This is a genomic window from Bacillus sp. SN32 (assembly GCF_002837495.1).
GTDB classification, from domain to species: domain Bacteria; phylum Bacillota; class Bacilli; order Bacillales; family Bacillaceae; genus Bacillus; species Bacillus subtilis.
The window spans coordinates 1582965-1601072 of the sequence record NZ_PJCT01000001.1; the positions used below are offsets into that span (position 1 = coordinate 1582965).

Below are 18108 nucleotides of genomic sequence, written 5' to 3' on the forward strand. Positions count from 1 at the left end.
GGAATACATATCAAATACGGATATTCAATCATTTTAGGATAAAGAGAATACCTCTTCTAAATGTTTATCAGTATACTCAAGTATTTTTTCAATATCAGGCTGGAGAGCTGAATGATTTGAAAGTGTTTTCAATGGTTTCAATCCTATAAATTGCTGCGTTTTATGCATTGCAATGAGTACTTCGTCTACTCCCTTCCCCTCAAAAAAAGGTTGATCAATCGGATTATTAAAGACCTCTTCACCTGCACCCCATGTAACAGAAAGCATGTATTGGCGCCCTTCTAGTAAGCCTCCTGCACCATAGGTGTCTGTACCTCGATAAAAAACCCCGTGTTCATATACAGTATCAATATACTTCTTAAATCCAGCAGGATAGTTATACCAATAAACAGGTGTTTGAATGATAATAATATCAGCCCATTTAAATTTTTCCTGTTCCTCTTTTATGTCATAGTTTTTTTCAACAATTGTGGTTTTGACATTATAAAATGGGCTTAGTTTGTCTACCATTCTTTCTGTTAACGTTTGATTTAATTGTCCTTTGGCCATCTCATGATATTCATGTGCATTAATCACTAAAATATTTTTCATCGTGATCCTCCTATCACTTTATATTTAAATTTCAAATTCAAAGAACGATTTGCAGCTGGTTAAGTGTAAATAGAAATGATCCATTATGATTAACCATACAAATTGTCTCGGAGTATTTCTTGAAGTTTCATTTTCTTTTATGGTACATTAAGTTCTAATATAAATAAAATGCATATTAATCATATAGGAGATAACAAAAACGTTATGAATAGATCACAAATTCAACTGATTGTTAAGATATCTGAAACAGGAAGTTTCACAAAAGCCGGTGAGGAATTACACATGACTCAACCTGCAGTAAGTCGTGCCGTAGCAACGATTGAATCGGAATTAGGGACGAAGTTAATTAAGAGAAATAAGAAGAACGGGTTGTTTTTTACTGATATAGGAGAGCGTGTCTTAATTATTTTTAGAAATATCCTGGGTGAATTACAGAAAGTAGATGAATTAATTGCAGCTGAACAAGGATTAGAAATAGGCAAGGTTCATATTGGAGCTTACCCAACTGCATGCACTAGGTTTATTCCCAAAATTATACGGACAATGGAAGATAAGTATCCTGGTCTTGAAGTCAAGATTTCGGAAGGAAGTGTAGACCAAGTCAAAGAATGGTTACGTTCTAAATCTGTTGATGTAGGAATGATTATTCCTCCTGTAGAAGATTTTGATATCGTGCCCTTAATGAAAGATCAATTGATTGTCATTATGCACTCGAGTCATCCATTATATCGGAAAGAAACAATAGGTATTCCCGACTTACAAGATGAGGATATAATAATTGGAAGAGGCGGTTATGAGGTACAAATTCACTCTTTATTTAAAGATTTTAATTTGAAGCCTAAAGTACGGTTTGTCATTGATTATATAGACACAGCATTATGTATGGTACAAGAAGGATTAGGTATTACAATCACAACGAAAAAAAATATTCTATCACTACCGGAAAATGTCGTTTTTCGTGAATTAAAGCCAAACACGTTTAGAGAAATCGGTATAGCTGTTCCAGATATGAAAGATATATCCAAAGCAACAGATGTCTTTATCCAAACAGCTCGTACTCTTTTCACTAATGAAAGTGATTAAATGTCGCTCGCTGCTTTTTAAGAGAGAAATTATAAAATAGTACTTAAATAACCTCGGGGGATGCTCCAGCAGCTTCATTTCCGATTACACGTAGGCTATCCAAGGTTTGTTGTATTTTTGGCTGTTTTAGGAATGTTAATTCTAAAAAAAGAGTGAGTATTACTTCAAGCTCACTCTTTTTCTATAGTTAGGCCCCAACTATGTCAGCAGCTAATTGTATTGGTGCTATAACATCCTGATAAATAGAGTTACTAAAAGATAATACACTACCCAATATCACTGTTGTTAATAGGATCCGGCAATTATCAATCTCTCCTTTTTAAATTTTCACTAAGAAACTTGCGACTAATTGTGAATTTGATGGAGGTGCACCTTCATTGACTTGTATTTGATGCCATGTAATAGGTACTCTAGTGAAATTGAATCACTCTAAAACAAGAAGATAAGGCACTCAACAAGTAGTTGTAATAAAAAAGTTATTGCGGTCTCACCGAAAATTTAAATTGCGGTGCCCTATTGCCTTTTTCTGCGAACAAAAACTTGTTAATATTTACATTACTAGTAGAGTTAAGGGAAGGGTGAATATCTTGATATCAATCACATCAGCTGAAGTAGGAATGAAAATTAATGAATGGCATAGGCATATACAAAAATTCAACGTTACTGATGCTGAAATGTTAAAGGCAGAAATAGAACGTGATATAGAGGTTATGGAAGAAGATCAAGACTTGCTTATTTATTATCAATTAATGGCCTTTCGCCATAAAATCATGTTGGAATACACGCTGCCATCCGATGAAAACCGAATGGAAATTTTCAGAATATTTAAAGAAAATCGAAGGACATAAGAAAAAACTAGACAATATGCGGGCATATTATTATAACTTCTTCCGCGGGATGTATGAGTTTAGAAACGGTAAATACACAAAGGCCATTACATATTACAAAAAAGCTGAACGCAAAATTCCAACGATCTCCGACAAGATTGAAAAAGCTGAGTTTTATTTTAAGTTATCCGAAGTCTATTATCATATGAAAATGACTCATATCTCAATGCACTACGCTGAACTATCATACAACATCTATAAAAAACATGAACTTTATTCTGTTCGGCGTATTCAGTGCCATTTTGTCATTGCCGGTAACTACGATGACCTTGAAAACCATGAAAAAGCTCTCCCCCACCTTCAAGAAGCTTTAAAAGGTGCCGAGCTGCTTAAAAGTAAAAATATTCACATCTATGCCACTGCATTTTTCAATCTCGGCAACTGCTATCACAAAATGGACAACCTAAATAAGGCTGCACGTTACATCGAACAAGCCTTGGTTCAATACAGAAAAATAAACTCTGACGTACTTCCACAGGCCTATCATGACCTAGCGTTGATTTATTTTAAACAAGGCAAAAAAGAACAAGCAATGGATTGCTTCCGCAAAGGAATTAGAAGTGCTGTAGATTTTAAAGACGAACTTTTTATGAACTTATTTGAAGCATTAGACGTTCTTTATATAAGAAATGGTGATACACCTAAACTCCTCAACATTTTTTCTCGTTTAGAGAATGGCAAAGGATACCCTTATCTGGAAGAGCTGGCATTGTTAGGAGGCAACCTTTTCGATTATAATGGAAAAATAGAGGATAGTATCATCTGTTTCAAGAAGATGGTATATGCTCAAAAGCAAATATCGAAAGGGGAATGCATGTATGAAATCTAAATTGTTTATCAGTTTATCCGCCGTTTTAATTGGACTTGCCTTTTTCGGATCTATATCTAATGGCGAAATGAAGGAAGCATCCCGGAATGTAACTCTCGCACCTACTCATGAATTCCTTGTTTGATTCGATAAACAACGTTAGTTCTAATTCCCTTTAGCCGTTTCATAACGGCTTTTTCTTATTTTAGCCATGAAAAGCATTTCACAAAAGCTGGTCAAACCCCAAAAACTAGATCAAAAGACACAGATCGAATGATTCATTTCCACCCTTTGATCCACATAACACTTAGTTTCATCATTCTTCCATGGTAATATTTTGTTATATGATTAAATGAAAGGGTATGATTATGAAAGTCTTTGAAGCTAAAACACTTATGTCTGAAGCTACAGACCGCGCCAAAGAATATAAAGAACTAAGGACGCAAATGGTCAACTTGAGAAAAGCTTTACAAAGCGTTGCTGAACTTGACGACAGCGAATTCTCAGGTAAAGGCGCTAATAACATTAAAGCATTCTATCACGATCATGTTGGTGTAACTGATCAATGGATCGACTACATTGACATGAAGATCGCGTTTTTTAATAGCATTGCCGGGGCTGTCGAGGACAAAGGTCTCTCTGATGCTTATATTGAAGAATCTTTTTTAGAACATGAACTGGCTAACGCCCATAAAAAATCAAAGTCCATCATGTCTGAACAGAAAAAAGCCATGAAAGATATTCTAAACGATATCGACGACATCCTCCCGCTCGACTTGTTTTCAACAGAAACCTTCAAGGATGAGCTTGCAGATGCCAATGATAAACGCAAAAAAACAATTGAAAAACTAGGTGACCTTGACGAAGATTTACTGACAGAATATGCTATGTCAGAACCAAATGAACAATTCATCAAGTCAGACTTCCAAAAGCTCCAAGAAGCAACGGGCAAAGGCAAAAACGCTACGCCCATCCACTACAACGCCAAGGCATACCGTGAAAGCGACATACATAAGAAAAAAGGCGATATTGAAAAGCGTACAGAGGCTTATTTGACGATTAAGAAAGAGGAAGCGAAGGAACGCGAGATAAAAGATTTAAAGAAAAAGCTTGCGAATGGTGTCTCAGATCCGGATGAGTATTTAGAAATTGCGAAGAAGATCGGGTATGAGAACCTTGAACCTGCACAGTTACAGTATGTGGTGCAGCTAGAACAAGCAAAACAGCTGAAGTCCGTCGGTGAAAGTGTAATCAATGCAGGTAAAACGGCATTGGATATCATCGATGGGGTTAATGATGGGCTTAACGATGCGATTGATGATACGATATATGGCATCAAGGACTTGGTTGTAGGCGCATGGGAATTTTCACAGCTCCCTATGGAACTAAAACTTGCAAAAACAATTACAACAGTCTTAAGTGTCCCCTCCTACCCTAAAATAATTTGGACAAACATCGTTGATTCATGGAATGATAAAATGATAAATGGCGATGCATACTCAAGAGCACATTATATCAGTTATGCGGTCGGTAATATCGTTGGTCCAAAAGGTGCAGGTGCTGCAGTGCAAACCACTACTAAGCTATCAAAAGTAGGTAAAGTGGTGGAAGGTGGAACAGCCGCTTCTCATGTGAATAAAGGAATTACAAAAGGAAACAACCTTATTAATCCCTTTTTTAAAAACAGATATGAACCTGCACTTGTAGGAATTGCACAAGATATTGAGAATACTCATAACGTTAAAAACACACCACTGTTAAAAAGTATAATTGAAGAAGAAAAAAATAATGCTTTTCACAAAATAAATGTTACTTTTAGGCAAGGATATGATACCCATTTAGTTGAGGTAGAAGATATAGTTAGAAAGAAAAATAAAGGAATTGTCGGCGGTCACAATCTACAGAATTTTGAAAAGGCATTTATTGATAAAGGTTGGGATTTAGAGAGTTGTATAATTTCAAAAAGAGAACACCCCACAATTGATGGTATCTATGAAATTGAATATGGTTTACCTGCATTAGATAGAGAAGGAAATATCAAACCTGGAGAACTAAAAAAAGTCCGTACTCCAAAGACAGTTTATGATCCCGAGAAGGTCTCAAACGAACAAATGTTGCAGTGGGGAGAAGAAGCAATGAAAAATGGAGAAGTAGTCGGGAGAAAAGTAACTGGATACGCTAAAAATGGTCTCAAGTTTGAAGGTTATATCGATGAAGCTACTGGAGAAATAACAAATTTTTTCCCTACCTTAAATGATTAAATAATTCGGAGTGAAAGTGAAATGGATAATAAAAACAAAGACTTAATTAACTATTTTTTTCAAGTTATGGGTGATGAACGTTTTTTACGCATTTTAGAGAAATTCTCCAACGGAGAGGGTTATGGTATAGAGAATGTCTGGTGTGTATTTGCTGATGACTACGAAGAGTGGGAAGAAGATTATTTTGGAGATGAGGGTATAGCTTTTTATTTCGATTACCCAGCAGTCGAGGAAGATGAAGAAGTCATATTAGATTACGAAAATTTCTATAAATATTTAAATGAAATTGTTGGTCAATATGTAGAACGACACCCAGAAAATAAACCCGAGGTAGAGAACTACATGAAAAGAATTAAGGAAAAGTATGATATTAAGGTATAAATAAAACTGCTTATCCGTTATATAAATAATAATATTTAAGGTGAAATAACATATGAAGTATTCATATAAATTTGAAGAAAATCCATTTGGTGATTTAGGAACAGTATTGCCAGAAGAAATCAGTATTTTCTCTGATTTCATTGAAAACATCGCTACAGAAGAACAGACCAACGAGTATATAGATTACATTGAGAAGGTTTCAGAAGGGAAATATGAAGATTTTGAGATTGAGTTAAATGCTACAAGTGTTCTCATCAAGAAAGATGTGACAATTGTTGAAAACTCTTTTAGGATAGAAGAACCCTCTGAAAACTCAATTGAAACCGATCAATTTAGAGAATTGCTATTAATATGGCGAGATAAAATTCCGGACATATTTAAAGGCTGAATAAAATTAAAACCCTTCTTACATAAAGAAGGGTTTTACATATCGAGGCGGAGATTTCATATGATTGAATGGGATTTCGGAGAGCAACCTGTTAGTAACAAGGAAATTAATGAAGTAGAAGACACATTACAAGTAAAGTTCCCAAAAGATTATTTAGAATATGTCAAAATCTATTCGGCGCTACCCCCTCTCCTGAAACTTTTGATCTTGAAGATAGGGAAGAAATTGCATTCTGATACTTACATAGCTTCCATAAAGAAAGCGAGTCATATATAGTAAACGTTTCTAATCGTTATCGAGACGGCAGAATTCCAGATAAAGTAATATCGATTGCCGATGACGTGTTTGGCAATGAAATCTGCTTCGATTTTAGAAAAGGACTCAGTAGTCCTTCTATTGTATTTTGGGATCATGAGATCGCTTATGAAGATAAGGAAAGTTCCATTAGCTATGTTTGTGATTCATTCACAGAGTTAATGAACAAACTTGAATAGAATGAACTTTGTCTCTAGTTGATTTTAAGTAAATAACAAAAAACTAAGACAGAATTCGCAGAAAGCAAAATTTAAGAAACCATATTAAATATGTGGAAACCCTTCTCATAAAGAGAAGGGCTTCTCTTTTATTTGAAATTTAAGTTTTGCTTTTGTTTTTGGTCCATAAATACCGTCTTGAAGTAATGAGAAAAAAGAGCCCTTCTTTAAGTAAGGACTCTTCTCAATTTGGAATTATGAATTTTTATTTAAACCAAGCTTTCTTTAAATTGTTGGTGAAATTACTATTATTTAAAGGAACATTTGCTTTACCGAAATCTACTGTATTTAATGCATTCCTTGCGGCAGGAGTTAAATCATCCCAACCGATTAACGGTTGAGTTCCACCTACAACACGATCGCTCATCATCAATTCGTGGTTAAGTGGCCACGTGCTATCATAGGCAATCAAAGGATGAGCACCATCTTTCATGTTGGTTCCGCTTGGTGCTACATTTGTGAATTTTCCATGTCCAGAATATGCAATTGATAAAACCTTTGGATTTTGAATTGCTGGATTATCAATCCATACAACGATTCCTTCCCAGTCATGTCTGTGACCTAAGCTTGGAGAGGCTTCATCTTTAGGAAAATACCAAGAATACATAATTGCCCAAACCCCATTGTACCAAGCAGAACGTGAATATACTTGTCCAGTATTTTTGCTGCAATGTCCTTCAGGTGCTCCAGTCGGCTCTAAACCACCACTTGTATTACCCTGCGCATCTACTGCAGGAAAAGGCACACAACCGCTATAAACCTTTAGATATGGTTGAAAACGTTTCGCCGCTTTTTGAGTAACAGTGGTAGGCACCACCTCTCTAAAACCCACAACTTTATCATGATCGATTACAGCTGCATTTGCTGTTGAAACCGTGCTAACAGAAGTGATTACAGATAAAAAGAGAGCCAAGAAAAATTTGTTCATTAATCCAACTCCTTTTAAGAATATTGACAACAATTAAATACCACAGAGTTGGAATAGATATCAACATCTATTTTAGAGCTTACTGAATTTCCATACTAGATTACTATTTTTTTTCATTATGTCTTTAAATTCGGTAAATAATGCACTCTTCAAAAATAAATAAAATGCCTCCCTTTTAAAAAAGAGAGTTGTTATTTCAATAATGCTTCAAGTTTAGCTTTCTTATCCGGTCCATAAATACCGTCAAGAGATAGCCCGTTAACTGATTGGAACCAATTTGACCGCGTTTGCTGTTTTCGGACTGTATACGCCGTCCATACCGTTATTCTTCGCACCTTTGTCCGGATAGAAATAAAGTACAGCCAGAGCATTTTGAACTTGTCTGACATTCGTTCCTTTCGTCATCGGGCTTGTCACTTTCATAATTCCGAAAGAAACGGATATTATGTCTTTTTGCCGCTCGTTTAATGCTGCGGGATGAACTGGATCCTTTTAGTTTCAACTGTTGGCCAACTATAATTTTATGCGGATCCTTAATGTTATTTCATTTCTGGAGGTTTGCCAAACTTACTCCTTCAGCCTTTGCGATTCCGGAAAACCTCTCCTAGATCAGTTTAAATCTAAACACAAAAGAACCGCGACTGGCGGTTCTTTTAGTGTATATTCCTATTTTACTTCATTATTATTGGGCAGTACCGTAATCAAAATCAATATCTTTCTTGTCTAAATCCCCCTTAAAATTTTTAGCATAAGTCATGGTTAAATGTACACTTTTATCTATCCACCAAGTTCCATCATCAGTGTTCGTATCCCAAGTAACATCTATATCCCTGCCCAAATTCTCAAAAAACACCAAATTTCCAACAGCTACTGTTTTTCCGTTGATCTTGTAATATATTAAAACAATTTTCTTATCGAATATACCTGTCCCGTGCTTTACGATTGTTAAACTGTAAGGCTTATTAGGACATTGCTCTTCAAGTATAACTTCAGGATTTAAAAATAAAACATAACAAATGAATAAAATTGGTACAATCGTTAACCTTTTTAATAATTTTTTATTGATATTTAACCCCTTCAACATAGCCCTCCCTTTTTAACAATCCATTTCATTTGGGATACACCCCCATCATTGAACGTATTTCCTATGAAAAATGATTTTGAACCTCATAGGAACCCTTACATGACAGGGTTTGTGTTGTTTTTTCATTGTTTATCAAGACCTAAATCAAAAAAAGCCATAAAAAATAAGGAGTGATACATATTATACATGACTAATATGTATCACTCCTTTAATTTTTGTTCAATAATCGCGCCCGATTGTGGAAGATCGTTATTGAACTAAAGCCCTCGATAGTTGGATAAGAAAAAGCAAAAGAACTTGCTATTTCTCAAATACATCAACCAAATGTTCAATGTTAGTTTGTTTTTCATACATACTAATAATAAAAGTAAAACCTTATTAAAACTTTACAAGACAAACTGAATTGACTATAGTCTAATTAGACTAAAATATTGATGTAAAGAAGTGAAAAATTAGATGATAAAGTCTTTTTTTATGTTGGGGCAGTCGAATATGGCGGGCCGTGGATTTTTGAATGAAGTAGACCCTATCTATAATGAAAAAATAAAAATGCTGCGCAATGGACAGTGGCAGATGATGACAGAGCCGATTAATTACGACCGTCCGGTTTCCGGTGTTGGCCTGGCGGCATCTTTTGCAGATGCATGGTCGAAAGCTCATCCCGATGAAGAAATTGGCTTGATCCCTTGTGCTGAAGGTGGCAGTTCATTGAATGACTGGCATCCGGAAGGCACCCTTTTTCAGCATGCTTTGTCCGAAGCCCGCTTCGCCCTCCGATCCAGTCAAATTTGTGGAATCCTTTGGCACCAAGGTGAGAGTGACAGTTATCGTTCGCTACATGAAACTTATTACGAGAAATTAACTCTTATCATCGAGACGCTAAGAAACGAGTTGGAGCTTGATGAGGTACCGTTGATTATTGGAGGGCTTGGTGACTTTCTTGGGAAGACCGGTTTTGGACAGCACGCGACTGAATTTCGACAGGTTAATTGAACAATTGCTGCGTTTTGCTAATGAACAACAGAATTGTTATTTTGTTACTGCAGTAGGTTTGACTGCGAATCCTCATTTAGACGCAGCTTCACAACGCAAATTCGGTTACCGCTATTTCGAGGCTTTTTCGAAAAATCACCATATCCTGAAACCCATTTCGGGAGAGGAGCAATCACTGAAAGTGAATGGTGACTATTCTAAAACAGAACAGATTTATCTTCATAGTATGGATTTAGCTTCCGGTAAAATCACGTACGCGGAATTTGAGGCGCGGATGGCGAAGATGATGAAACCATGATTCCCTTACTTATCCTTGGCTTGCTAATCCAAAACCCCGGAGCTCACGGCTATGAACTTCTGGCCTTAATGGAAAAACGTCATTACAAATACATTGTTAACTTCACGAAAGGTTCTTTTTATTACAATCTGCAGCAACTTGAAGAAAAGTGTTTTATTGAACAGATTCAGCAGAAACCCTCAACCAGCGGGCGTGAAATCCGTAACTTTAAAGTCACAGAATCGGGAAGGGCAGAATTCGAAAAATTAATGATCAAATACGGCACCAAATCGGAATATGTGAACCTGCAATTTTATGGGGCGTTACTCTTTGCCGATGAATTCGACAAAAATAAATTACTGGATCTGATCCAATCACAAATCGATCAGACTAAAGCTCGAATCGAGCTCCTTGATGAATATCTGTCCATTACTCAAGAAATTCCCGGCACAATCAATTACTTTCGCCGTATGAACGAAAATTCCCGTTCACATCACTTGATTAATTTAGAGTGGTTCGAAAAATTGAAAGCAGAAATAGAGTGAACTATTGCATAATAAAAAAATGTAATGTTAGATATATAAGAATATTAGTTAGCTAAATATAAAACCTGTGTCGTAGATATCTAGTAACATCATTGATACAGGTTTTATACTCCTTCTTTAATTAAACCAGTAATAGGATTGTCAACACTTGCCCCCAACAAGAGCAAGTGAATCAGCTGCGTATTCTTCTTTTTTCAATCCTTCGTATTAATAACCACTTTTTACACCTATTTAGTATTCAAGTAAGTCAACTGATTTTTCTCCTTCTTCCGCTAAACTGCTGCTTAGTCGAATAAGAAAAAGTGATCTCCCTTAAAGAGGAATCACTTCCTCTAATTGAACAAGCAGTGAAGGTGAACATTTTTGAATTGGATGTCAATGGGGAAGCACCAAAAATAACCGAATTTCGTATGCTAAAGCAAAATTTCATTTCATAAAGAAAAAACCGATGTTCCTATATGTGCGGGACATCGGTTTTTGTCGTATCCTTCTACTTAAAAGTAATAAAATTACCTATACTAACTAGAAAAGGGTTCATACTATACATTTTAAAATATCAATTAAGCACTAATATTTGGGTTATGCGCCGTTTCACCTTTATGGGAAACATAACTATGTGCTATCATTCCTAGCATTATTACAAACATACCACACCAAGATAAAATAGAAGGAAATGAAGAATGTAATAAAATTAGTTCTCCGATAACAGCAAAAAGTACCTCCATGGATTGTGTTGCTTCAACAGTTGCAAGTTTCTGCATATCTCCTTTAACCATATCAGTCGCTTTAAAAAATAAGATAGTTGCAATTACACCCGAACAAATAGCAACTAAAATAGATTGCATAGTTTGCTCTTTACTAGGCAATCCTTCCGTAAAAAGACCATACAAGGATAGTAAAAACCAAAATGGTAAGCTAGCTAATGTCATTCCAAGGACACGTTGATAAGCATCTAGACGATTTCCACAAACCTCCATCATCTTACGATTCCCGAGCGGGTAAGCGAAAGATGCTACAATAACAGGGATAATACCTAACAAAATATCTTTTACAGCAAGCGATTTTGCTTGTTCCATTTGCATGAAGAAAATACCAAGAAGAATAATTAATGACATACCCATACCTTTCATTGGGATTTTTCCTCTTTTCTTAAGAATTCCATCTGGTGTTTCAATGGTTTGAATAAAAAGAGGAGCTAACAATGATCCTGATATAATAGTAATTTGCCATGTCCCAGCAATTATCCATCCTGGTGCATGTACAGCGGCAAAGCATAATGGAGCGTAAAATAGACCGAAACCTACGAAACTCCATAAAAACCATGCTCTTAAATTCTCTCTCATAACTTGTAATAATACTTTTAATTTTTTCCTACTCATAACAAGAAGTAAAAGAAATGGAAGCATGAAAACAAATCGTAATGAGGCACTCCATATCCAGCTACCACCTGATAATTCCATTGCTCGATTCAATATAAATGTGAAAGCAAAAAAGAAAGCAGCACATATACCTAAAAAAATAGGCCGTAAATTTCTCACCTCAATCTGTCTCATAAGTCAGTAATTCCCCCAGACTTAACCAGTTTTGTTCTACAAGATGTGCTGTTGTTTCTTTATCTTTATTTTTGCATGCTTCTATAATGTGCTGATGTTGTTCTACTGATTTCAAACCATTCATAGAAGTGAACTGAGAAATTTCAAGGCGTTGAATCTTAGATATACTTCGTTCTAGCGCGCGAATGATTTCAGGATTTCCCGCCACATCTAGAAAAACATTGTGGAATAGCTCATCGGCTTCAATTGCTTTTATAATATCTTTTTTCTCAATAGATAGTAGTAAGGCTTTATTACTGAACTCTAATTCTTGAATATCTGCCTCTTTGAGTAATGGTACTGCTAAACGAGCTGCTAATGAATGTAAAGCTGCTACCACAGTAAATGCGTGTTTTGCCTCCTCAAGATTTAATGGTGCAACGCGAGTCACTGAACCAGGAATAGATTCAACCAGTCCTTCATCTTCAAGACGTTTTAGAGCCTCTCTAACCGGAGTACGGCTAATTCCGAATTCTTCTGCTAACTCTTTGTCATTTAAGCGTTGCTCCGGTTGCAGCTCTAATGTAACAATTGCTTTTTTCAAAGTTAGATATACTTCATCTCTTAATGACGTACGTTTAATGGGTTTAATAATATCTTTTTTCATAAAACCAATATATCGGATATTGGTTTTAAGGTCAACTGTAATTTTTTCAATCAGATACATTCAATTAGCAAGTTCTAAAAACGACTGTTTATGGTACTTGGTTATTTTAAACAAAAGCGCTAAAAATTCATCCATTTTAAGTACCAAAACCCCGGTGCAATGATGGCGATGGGAACTAACATTGGTCTAAATAAAATGGCTGATGCTACTCCTGGTATCTCCTACGAAAATAAGAGATATACCATATATCCAAATCTGTTGTTTTTCTAATTTTTCTCTAGTTATCTTCATAGTACTATAGTCAAGACTTGTCCAAGTCACCTTTATCAAAAAGAATTTCATCAAGCACTTGAAACATTTATTGAACGTGAGCAAGTGTTATAACATTAATAAGAAACCAACGAGTGATGAATCTTTTAATCTTTCATTTTACCAGCTGACTCATATCAAAGAAGCTCTAACCAAATTTTAATAGCTGTCGCACCTATTAATAGCGCTAAAATCCATTGCAGGAATTTTGTATTTACTTTTTGCCCAACTGATGCACCAATAGGAGAAGCAATTAAACTAGCAATCATAAGAACCAGAGCTGGTACAAAAAGAACCTGGCCAGTAATTACTTTTCCAACTGTTGCGCCAATAGATGAAAGAAATGTAATCGCAAGAGATGAAGCGACTGTGATTCTAACAGGAATATTTAAAATCGATAACATAATGGGGACCAGGATAAAGGCGCCGCCAGCTCCTAAAATACCTGATACACCACCTATGATTAACGCTAGGGACGAAGCCAACCATTTATTAAATATCACTTCTTTGTCTTCGCTATGTTCTTGTCCTTTTTTAGGTATCAACATTAAAATAACTGCTAAAATAGCCAGAATTCCGTATATAAAGTTAATTCCTTTTTCAGATATGTAATGAGAAAAGTAACTCCCCAATACACTCCCTAAAAGGATGCTGCTTCCCATGTAAATAATTAATGCTTTATTTAGAAGACCACTCTTACGATAAGCCCAAACACCGCCGAGTGTCGCAAAGAAAACTTGAATAGCCCCTATTCCTGAAACTTCATGGGCAGTTAATGACATCACTCCCACTAAAGAAGGAATGTACAATAGCATTGGATAATTAATAACTGCTCCGCCAATACCAATCATTCCGGAAATAAAGGCACCAATAAACCCTATAATGAAAAGAGTTGTGATAAAGGCAATATCCACTTTGGTTTCCTCCTTTCAAAGGAAAAGGGTATCTTTTTATTCGATACCCTTTCACATTATTAGCCTTTTTTAATCCAGAATTTCAATACATCACCTTCATCAGTTTGCTCTAAAAGGTCATGCCCGCCTGATTTAGACCAAGCTGCAAGATCACTTTTAGCTCCCTTATCTGTTGCATGCACTTCTAATATTTGACCTGATTCCAGTTCATTCATCGCTTTTTTTGTCCTGACGATTGGCATTGGGCATGCCAGGCCTTTTGCGTCTAATACTTTATCTGATTTCATGTTCATCTCTCCTCTTTTTAATAGAAACTTGTGTTACCGTATTGCACAGCGGTTTGGACCAATCTCCATTTCACGCTGTTTTTCTTCATCTGGGCTGATTTTCCCCATGTTTGTTTCTCGAATCTCTTGGTATGCATTTGGTTGCGGAGGCAAATGATCTGTTACTAGGTGTCTAAATTCTGTTTCATCCGCAATGTTCAAACCATGGTTCTCGCTAAATAATGTACTTAGTTTTTTACCAACACTTCCATCCTCATTTAGCTCGTCAATGATCATAAAGTGTGCTGGTAATACAATTAAATCCTTTGATAACGCTTTGTAACGGCTATAAAGCGTTTTTCTTAAATCTCCTACCCAATCTTCTGCCATACCGGCTAAGTCTGGTCTGCCAATTGAATCAATAAACAAAATATCACCTGAAAGAAGATACAGATCATCGACAATGAAAGAAGTGGACCCAATCGTGTGCCCCGGAGAATAAATCGGTTGAATTTTAATCGTTGTATTTCCAATGATCATGTCGTTTCCTTCTTCCAACGGCTGATAATCGAATACCACTTCTTCAGCATCTTTAGGCGGTAACCAGTAGGTTGCTTTTGTTTTTTCAGCAATGACTCTGCCGCCTGAAATATGGTCCGCGTGAAGATGTGTATCAAATACGTGAGTAATCGTTGCACTCTTCTCCTTCGCAAAATCCATAAAGAAATCTACCATACGTGTCGCATCAATAATTGCTGCTTCACCATTGGAAATGACCATGTATGACAGGCAGCCTTTACCGATTCGAACAAACTGATACATCTCACCGCCATCTTTTAAATCCCCGACTTTTACCGGCTCTAAATGTTCGCTCCATGCTTTCATTCCACCCTTAAGATAGGATACAGAATGACCTGCTTCAGATAGCATTTCGGATACCATGACGGATGAACCTTCTTTTGCACAAACGACCAGCACTTCTTTATCAGAAGGAATTTTCTCCAAGATATCTTCTACGCCATCTAAAAGATCGAAATACGGTATATTTAAATGGTCAAAGTCATGTCCTTCAATCTTCCAATCGTTAAAATCATTTTCATTACGCACATCCAAAATAAATAAAGGTTCTTTGTTAAAGATTTTTTTTGTCACTTCTTTTGGGGTCATTGCCTTTACGGTCATGTTTCAATACCTCCTATATCGAATCTTTTAGCGGGACTAAAATGTTAAGGATACATCAGCATCTTTAGTAAAATCTAAAAAGGTAACAGCCCCGCCTACTTCGATTCCTTCCATAAAATCATCTTTTGTTAAACCCATAACGTCCATCGTTATTTGACAACCAATTCATGCAACTCCCATTTCAATCAGTTAAGAATAGAAGGCACATTTGCTTTCTTACAACCTTCTGCGAAGTGTTCTTTTCCTTTCGGCATTTCTAAATGTTGATGGGAATGCTTATGGATCAGGTTTAATCCCTCGAATGTAAAGAAGATAGATACTTCTTGATCACTTGCTGCTGCCGCAGTCGCAATATTAAATACTTTATAAGCGTCAAACAGACCACCATTTGCCGCAATAATCGCTGCTCTTGTACTTATCTGTTCATCATCCTTTTTGTTTATTCTGTTTTACCTGTCCAATCCCGCATACCGGGAACAACATTAATAACCTTTTTAAAACCTTGTTTTTTCATAGTGCGGGCCGCCATTTCACTTCTTCTTCCCGAATGGCAGATAATATAAATTTCATCATTTTCGTTTAATTCGTTAGAGCGCTTTTCCACTTCACCAAGAGGGATATGCACAACTCCAGGGATATGAGCTTTTTCATACTCCTCTATCTCTCGTACATCTAAAATGTTAAGAGACTCGTCACTATCCACTTTCTGTTTGAAAGCTTCTAATGAAATCTCAGGAATTGAAGATGCATTTTCTGATGAATGCTCTCCTCCTTTTCGAAGAAAATGACGAAGTATTTCTCCCTCTGCTTCAGTACCTAGATATTCATGGCCTGTACTTTTTGCCCATGCTGCCAGATCTGCTGTAGAACCTTTATCTGTCGCATGAATTTCCAATACTTCACCAGCTTTTAAATCCTTCATTCTCTTCTTCGTTTTTACGATAGGCATTGGACACGCCAAACCTTTAGCGTCTAGTACAATATTTGCTTTCATCATTTTTTCCTCCTTTTCTCATATAGGGGTGGGGGTATATAAATATACAAAAAGTTTCTCCCTAGAAGTTAATACCATGTATTCATACCCCCTTTTATATTTGTGATCTTTTTAAATCCTTGTTTCTTCAATATTTTACTTGCCTTTAAACTTCTCATTCCGCTTAGCAATGAGTAACATTAGATAAATAAGTTGACACTGCCTTCCTCAGCATCAGCCAAATAGGCTGCTACACCAGCATAGTCGATATCATCTAATAGTTCTTTTTCCTGTAAACCAAGAAGATCCATTGTCATCGTACAAGCTACGAGCTTTACCCCCTGTTCTTGAGCCATCTCAATCAACTGAGGTAAAGTAAGTACATTATGCTTTTTCATCACATTTTTAATCATTTTAGGGCCCATACCTGCAAAGTTCATTTTAGATAAACCCATCTTATCAGCACCACGAGGCATCATCTTTCCAAACATTTTTTCAAGAAATCCTTTTTTCACTGGAATCAGCTCTTCTTTACGTAAAGCGTTTAATCCCCAAAAAGTATGGAAGATCGTCACTTCATGATCGTAGGCAGCTGCACCATTTGCAATAATATAGGCTGCCATTGCTTTATCATAATCCCCGCTAAATAAAACAATTGTTGTGCGTTTTGTTTGTTCTGTCATGTTTATTCTCCTAACTAATTACCCCCATGGGTATATTGAAGTCAAAAAATTTTTTCGAAAGATCTGCTATTATTCAACTCTTTAAATACCGGCAGGGGTATAATATAACGCATATAAAAATTCGTCAACCTTAGGTTGATGAATTTTTATCGGCTCTTTACCAATAAGTCGACTGCTTCTTTTACTAAATTTTGTGTGTCTTCGCCTTTTTCTAAACTTTCACGAACACAATGTTCAAGGTTTGTGCTCACAATTAAACCCATCGCTCGATCGATCGCATTACGGGAAGCTGCTAATTGAGTCACAACCTCTCTACAATCTTTTCCTTGTTCCATCATAGTCAATACACCTTTAATTTGTCCTTCAATCCGTCGTAAGCGGTTTTTTATCTTTTGATCATACTCCATATATCAATGAAATCCTTTCTTTCATTTATTTTTACATTTACATGTTGCCAGTTCATAACTGTTTACATGGATACCTTTGCGCTTTAGAAAACGCACTCCTAAATTTAATTCCACCCGATCACGAGCTATTATGTGTATTTTATCACGTGGAATCTCTAAATAAAAACGTTTTAGATACGCATATGGGATGTTTAAAATAATATCATCCGAAAAATTGGGTACATCGTTATAATGGCGAATATCTAATATTGTCATGTCTATAGCCTTTAATTTATCTTTATGGATACAAGAGATTCCGGTTATAGGATAATAACGTCTATACGTTGCAATGATAATCACAAAAATAAGCAGGAATGCAATAACTAAATAATTGATACTACTTACACCACCTTATTAACTCTTTGTTATTCACAAAA

The 18108-nt window shown here is 36.1% G+C and carries 18 protein-coding genes and 6 pseudogenes; 9 read left to right on the plus strand and 15 right to left on the minus strand.

What is annotated here, in order from left to right; genetic code table 11:
- Window positions 1-33: 33 nt before the first annotated feature.
- The gene (locus tag CW370_RS08205) at window positions 34-591 is read right to left on the minus strand and encodes an NAD(P)H-dependent oxidoreductase (RefSeq protein WP_101169555.1); all 558 of its coding nucleotides are present in this window, start codon (window positions 589-591) and stop codon (window positions 34-36) included.
- Between the two features lie 204 nt (window positions 592-795).
- Here CW370_RS08205 and CW370_RS08210 point away from each other — a divergent pair, with 204 nt between their 5' ends.
- From CW370_RS08210 to CW370_RS08245, 7 genes and pseudogenes are all read left to right on the plus strand, one after another.
- The gene (locus CW370_RS08210; RefSeq protein ID WP_032725159.1) at window positions 796-1674 is read left to right on the plus strand and encodes a LysR family transcriptional regulator; all 879 of its coding nucleotides are present in this window, start codon (window positions 796-798) and stop codon (window positions 1672-1674) included.
- Between the two features lie 587 nt (window positions 1675-2261).
- Window positions 2262-3390: pseudogene (rapE, locus tag CW370_RS08215) on the plus strand (response regulator aspartate phosphatase RapE).
- A complete protein-coding gene (phrE, locus tag CW370_RS08220; RefSeq protein WP_101169556.1) occupies window positions 3380-3514 on the plus strand; it encodes a phosphatase RapE inhibitor PhrE in 135 nt (44 codons plus the stop codon). The pseudogene rapE and the gene phrE overlap by 11 nt, the downstream one beginning before the upstream one ends.
- Before the next feature lie 223 nt (window positions 3515-3737).
- On the plus strand, window positions 3738-5630 hold the full coding sequence (locus tag CW370_RS08225; protein ID WP_101169557.1) for a T7SS effector LXG polymorphic toxin: 1893 nt from the start codon (window positions 3738-3740) through the stop codon (window positions 5628-5630).
- A 21-nt stretch (window positions 5631-5651) separates the two neighbouring features.
- Entirely contained in the window at window positions 5652-6011 is a 360-nt protein-coding gene (gene cdiI, locus CW370_RS08230; protein WP_079287990.1) for a ribonuclease toxin immunity protein CdiI, read from the plus strand.
- A 52-nt stretch (window positions 6012-6063) separates the two neighbouring features.
- Entirely contained in the window at window positions 6064-6399 is a 336-nt protein-coding gene (locus CW370_RS08235) for a tRNA-Val4 (RefSeq protein ID WP_101169558.1), read from the plus strand.
- Window positions 6400-6728: 329 nt separating this feature from the next.
- Window positions 6729-6893: an SMI1/KNR4 family protein gene (locus CW370_RS08245; RefSeq protein ID WP_234398219.1), complete on the plus strand. Its 165-nt coding sequence runs from the start codon at window positions 6729-6731 to the stop codon at window positions 6891-6893.
- Window positions 6894-7137: 244 nt separating this feature from the next.
- Here the strand turns inward: CW370_RS08245 and CW370_RS08250 are convergent, their stop codons facing one another.
- The 3 genes and pseudogenes from CW370_RS08250 to CW370_RS08260 form a co-directional block, all read right to left on the minus strand.
- The gene (locus tag CW370_RS08250) at window positions 7138-7860 is read right to left on the minus strand and encodes an NPP1 family protein (RefSeq protein ID WP_101169560.1); all 723 of its coding nucleotides are present in this window, start codon (window positions 7858-7860) and stop codon (window positions 7138-7140) included.
- A gap of 191 nt (window positions 7861-8051) precedes the next feature.
- A pseudogene (locus tag CW370_RS21750) lies at window positions 8052-8464 on the minus strand (PGRP and LysM peptidoglycan-binding domain-containing protein); the annotation flags it as partial.
- A 78-nt stretch (window positions 8465-8542) separates the two neighbouring features.
- Window positions 8543-8941, minus strand: coding sequence for a hypothetical protein (locus CW370_RS08260; RefSeq protein WP_199878751.1), 399 nt, complete (start codon window positions 8939-8941; stop codon window positions 8543-8545).
- A gap of 459 nt (window positions 8942-9400) precedes the next feature.
- Here CW370_RS08260 and CW370_RS08265 point away from each other — a divergent pair.
- Together CW370_RS08265 and CW370_RS08270 are read left to right on the plus strand one after the other, a co-directional pair.
- Window positions 9401-10235, plus strand: a pseudogene (locus tag CW370_RS08265) (sialate O-acetylesterase).
- Window positions 10232-10759, plus strand: a complete 528-nt coding sequence (locus CW370_RS08270) for a PadR family transcriptional regulator (protein ID WP_024572218.1) — start codon at window positions 10232-10234, stop codon at window positions 10757-10759. Before CW370_RS08265 ends, CW370_RS08270 begins: the two are co-directional and overlap by 4 nt.
- Window positions 10760-11319: 560 nt before the next feature.
- Here the strand turns inward: CW370_RS08270 and CW370_RS08275 are convergent.
- From CW370_RS08275 to CW370_RS21510, 11 genes and pseudogenes are all read right to left on the minus strand, one after another.
- Window positions 11320-12312: a DMT family transporter gene (locus CW370_RS08275; RefSeq protein WP_029878411.1), complete on the minus strand. Its 993-nt coding sequence runs from the start codon at window positions 12310-12312 to the stop codon at window positions 11320-11322.
- On the minus strand, window positions 12299-12958 hold the full coding sequence (locus tag CW370_RS08280) for a GntR family transcriptional regulator (RefSeq protein ID WP_042976734.1): 660 nt from the start codon (window positions 12956-12958) through the stop codon (window positions 12299-12301). The genes CW370_RS08275 and CW370_RS08280 overlap by 14 nt, the downstream gene beginning before the upstream one ends.
- A gap of 446 nt (window positions 12959-13404) precedes the next feature.
- Window positions 13405-14181: a sulfite exporter TauE/SafE family protein gene (locus tag CW370_RS08285; RefSeq protein WP_024572221.1), complete on the minus strand. Its 777-nt coding sequence runs from the start codon at window positions 14179-14181 to the stop codon at window positions 13405-13407.
- A gap of 59 nt (window positions 14182-14240) precedes the next feature.
- The gene (locus tag CW370_RS08290; protein ID WP_012116896.1) at window positions 14241-14468 is read right to left on the minus strand and encodes a sulfurtransferase TusA family protein; all 228 of its coding nucleotides are present in this window, start codon (window positions 14466-14468) and stop codon (window positions 14241-14243) included.
- 33 nt (window positions 14469-14501) lie between these two features.
- Window positions 14502-15636, minus strand: a pseudogene (locus CW370_RS08295) (MBL fold metallo-hydrolase).
- A gap of 29 nt (window positions 15637-15665) precedes the next feature.
- Window positions 15666-16048 (minus strand): annotated as a pseudogene (locus tag CW370_RS08300) (DsrE/DsrF/DrsH-like family protein).
- A gap of 20 nt (window positions 16049-16068) precedes the next feature.
- Window positions 16069-16626, minus strand: a complete 558-nt coding sequence (locus CW370_RS08305) for a sulfurtransferase TusA family protein (protein ID WP_101169563.1) — start codon at window positions 16624-16626, stop codon at window positions 16069-16071.
- 65 nt (window positions 16627-16691) lie between these two features.
- Window positions 16692-16787: pseudogene (locus CW370_RS21505) on the minus strand (rhodanese-like domain-containing protein); the annotation flags it as partial.
- 15 nt (window positions 16788-16802) lie between these two features.
- The gene (locus CW370_RS08315) at window positions 16803-17285 is read right to left on the minus strand and encodes a DsrE/DsrF/DrsH-like family protein (RefSeq protein ID WP_019712550.1); all 483 of its coding nucleotides are present in this window, start codon (window positions 17283-17285) and stop codon (window positions 16803-16805) included.
- 146 nt (window positions 17286-17431) lie between these two features.
- Entirely contained in the window at window positions 17432-17692 is a 261-nt protein-coding gene (locus CW370_RS08320) for a metal-sensitive transcriptional regulator (RefSeq protein WP_003237170.1), read from the minus strand.
- Between the two features lie 21 nt (window positions 17693-17713).
- Window positions 17714-18031 (minus strand): sulfurtransferase, encoded by a 318-nt coding sequence (locus tag CW370_RS21510; RefSeq protein ID WP_086344106.1) that lies wholly within the window; start codon window positions 18029-18031, stop codon window positions 17714-17716.
- Between the last annotated feature and the right edge of the window lie 77 nt (window positions 18032-18108).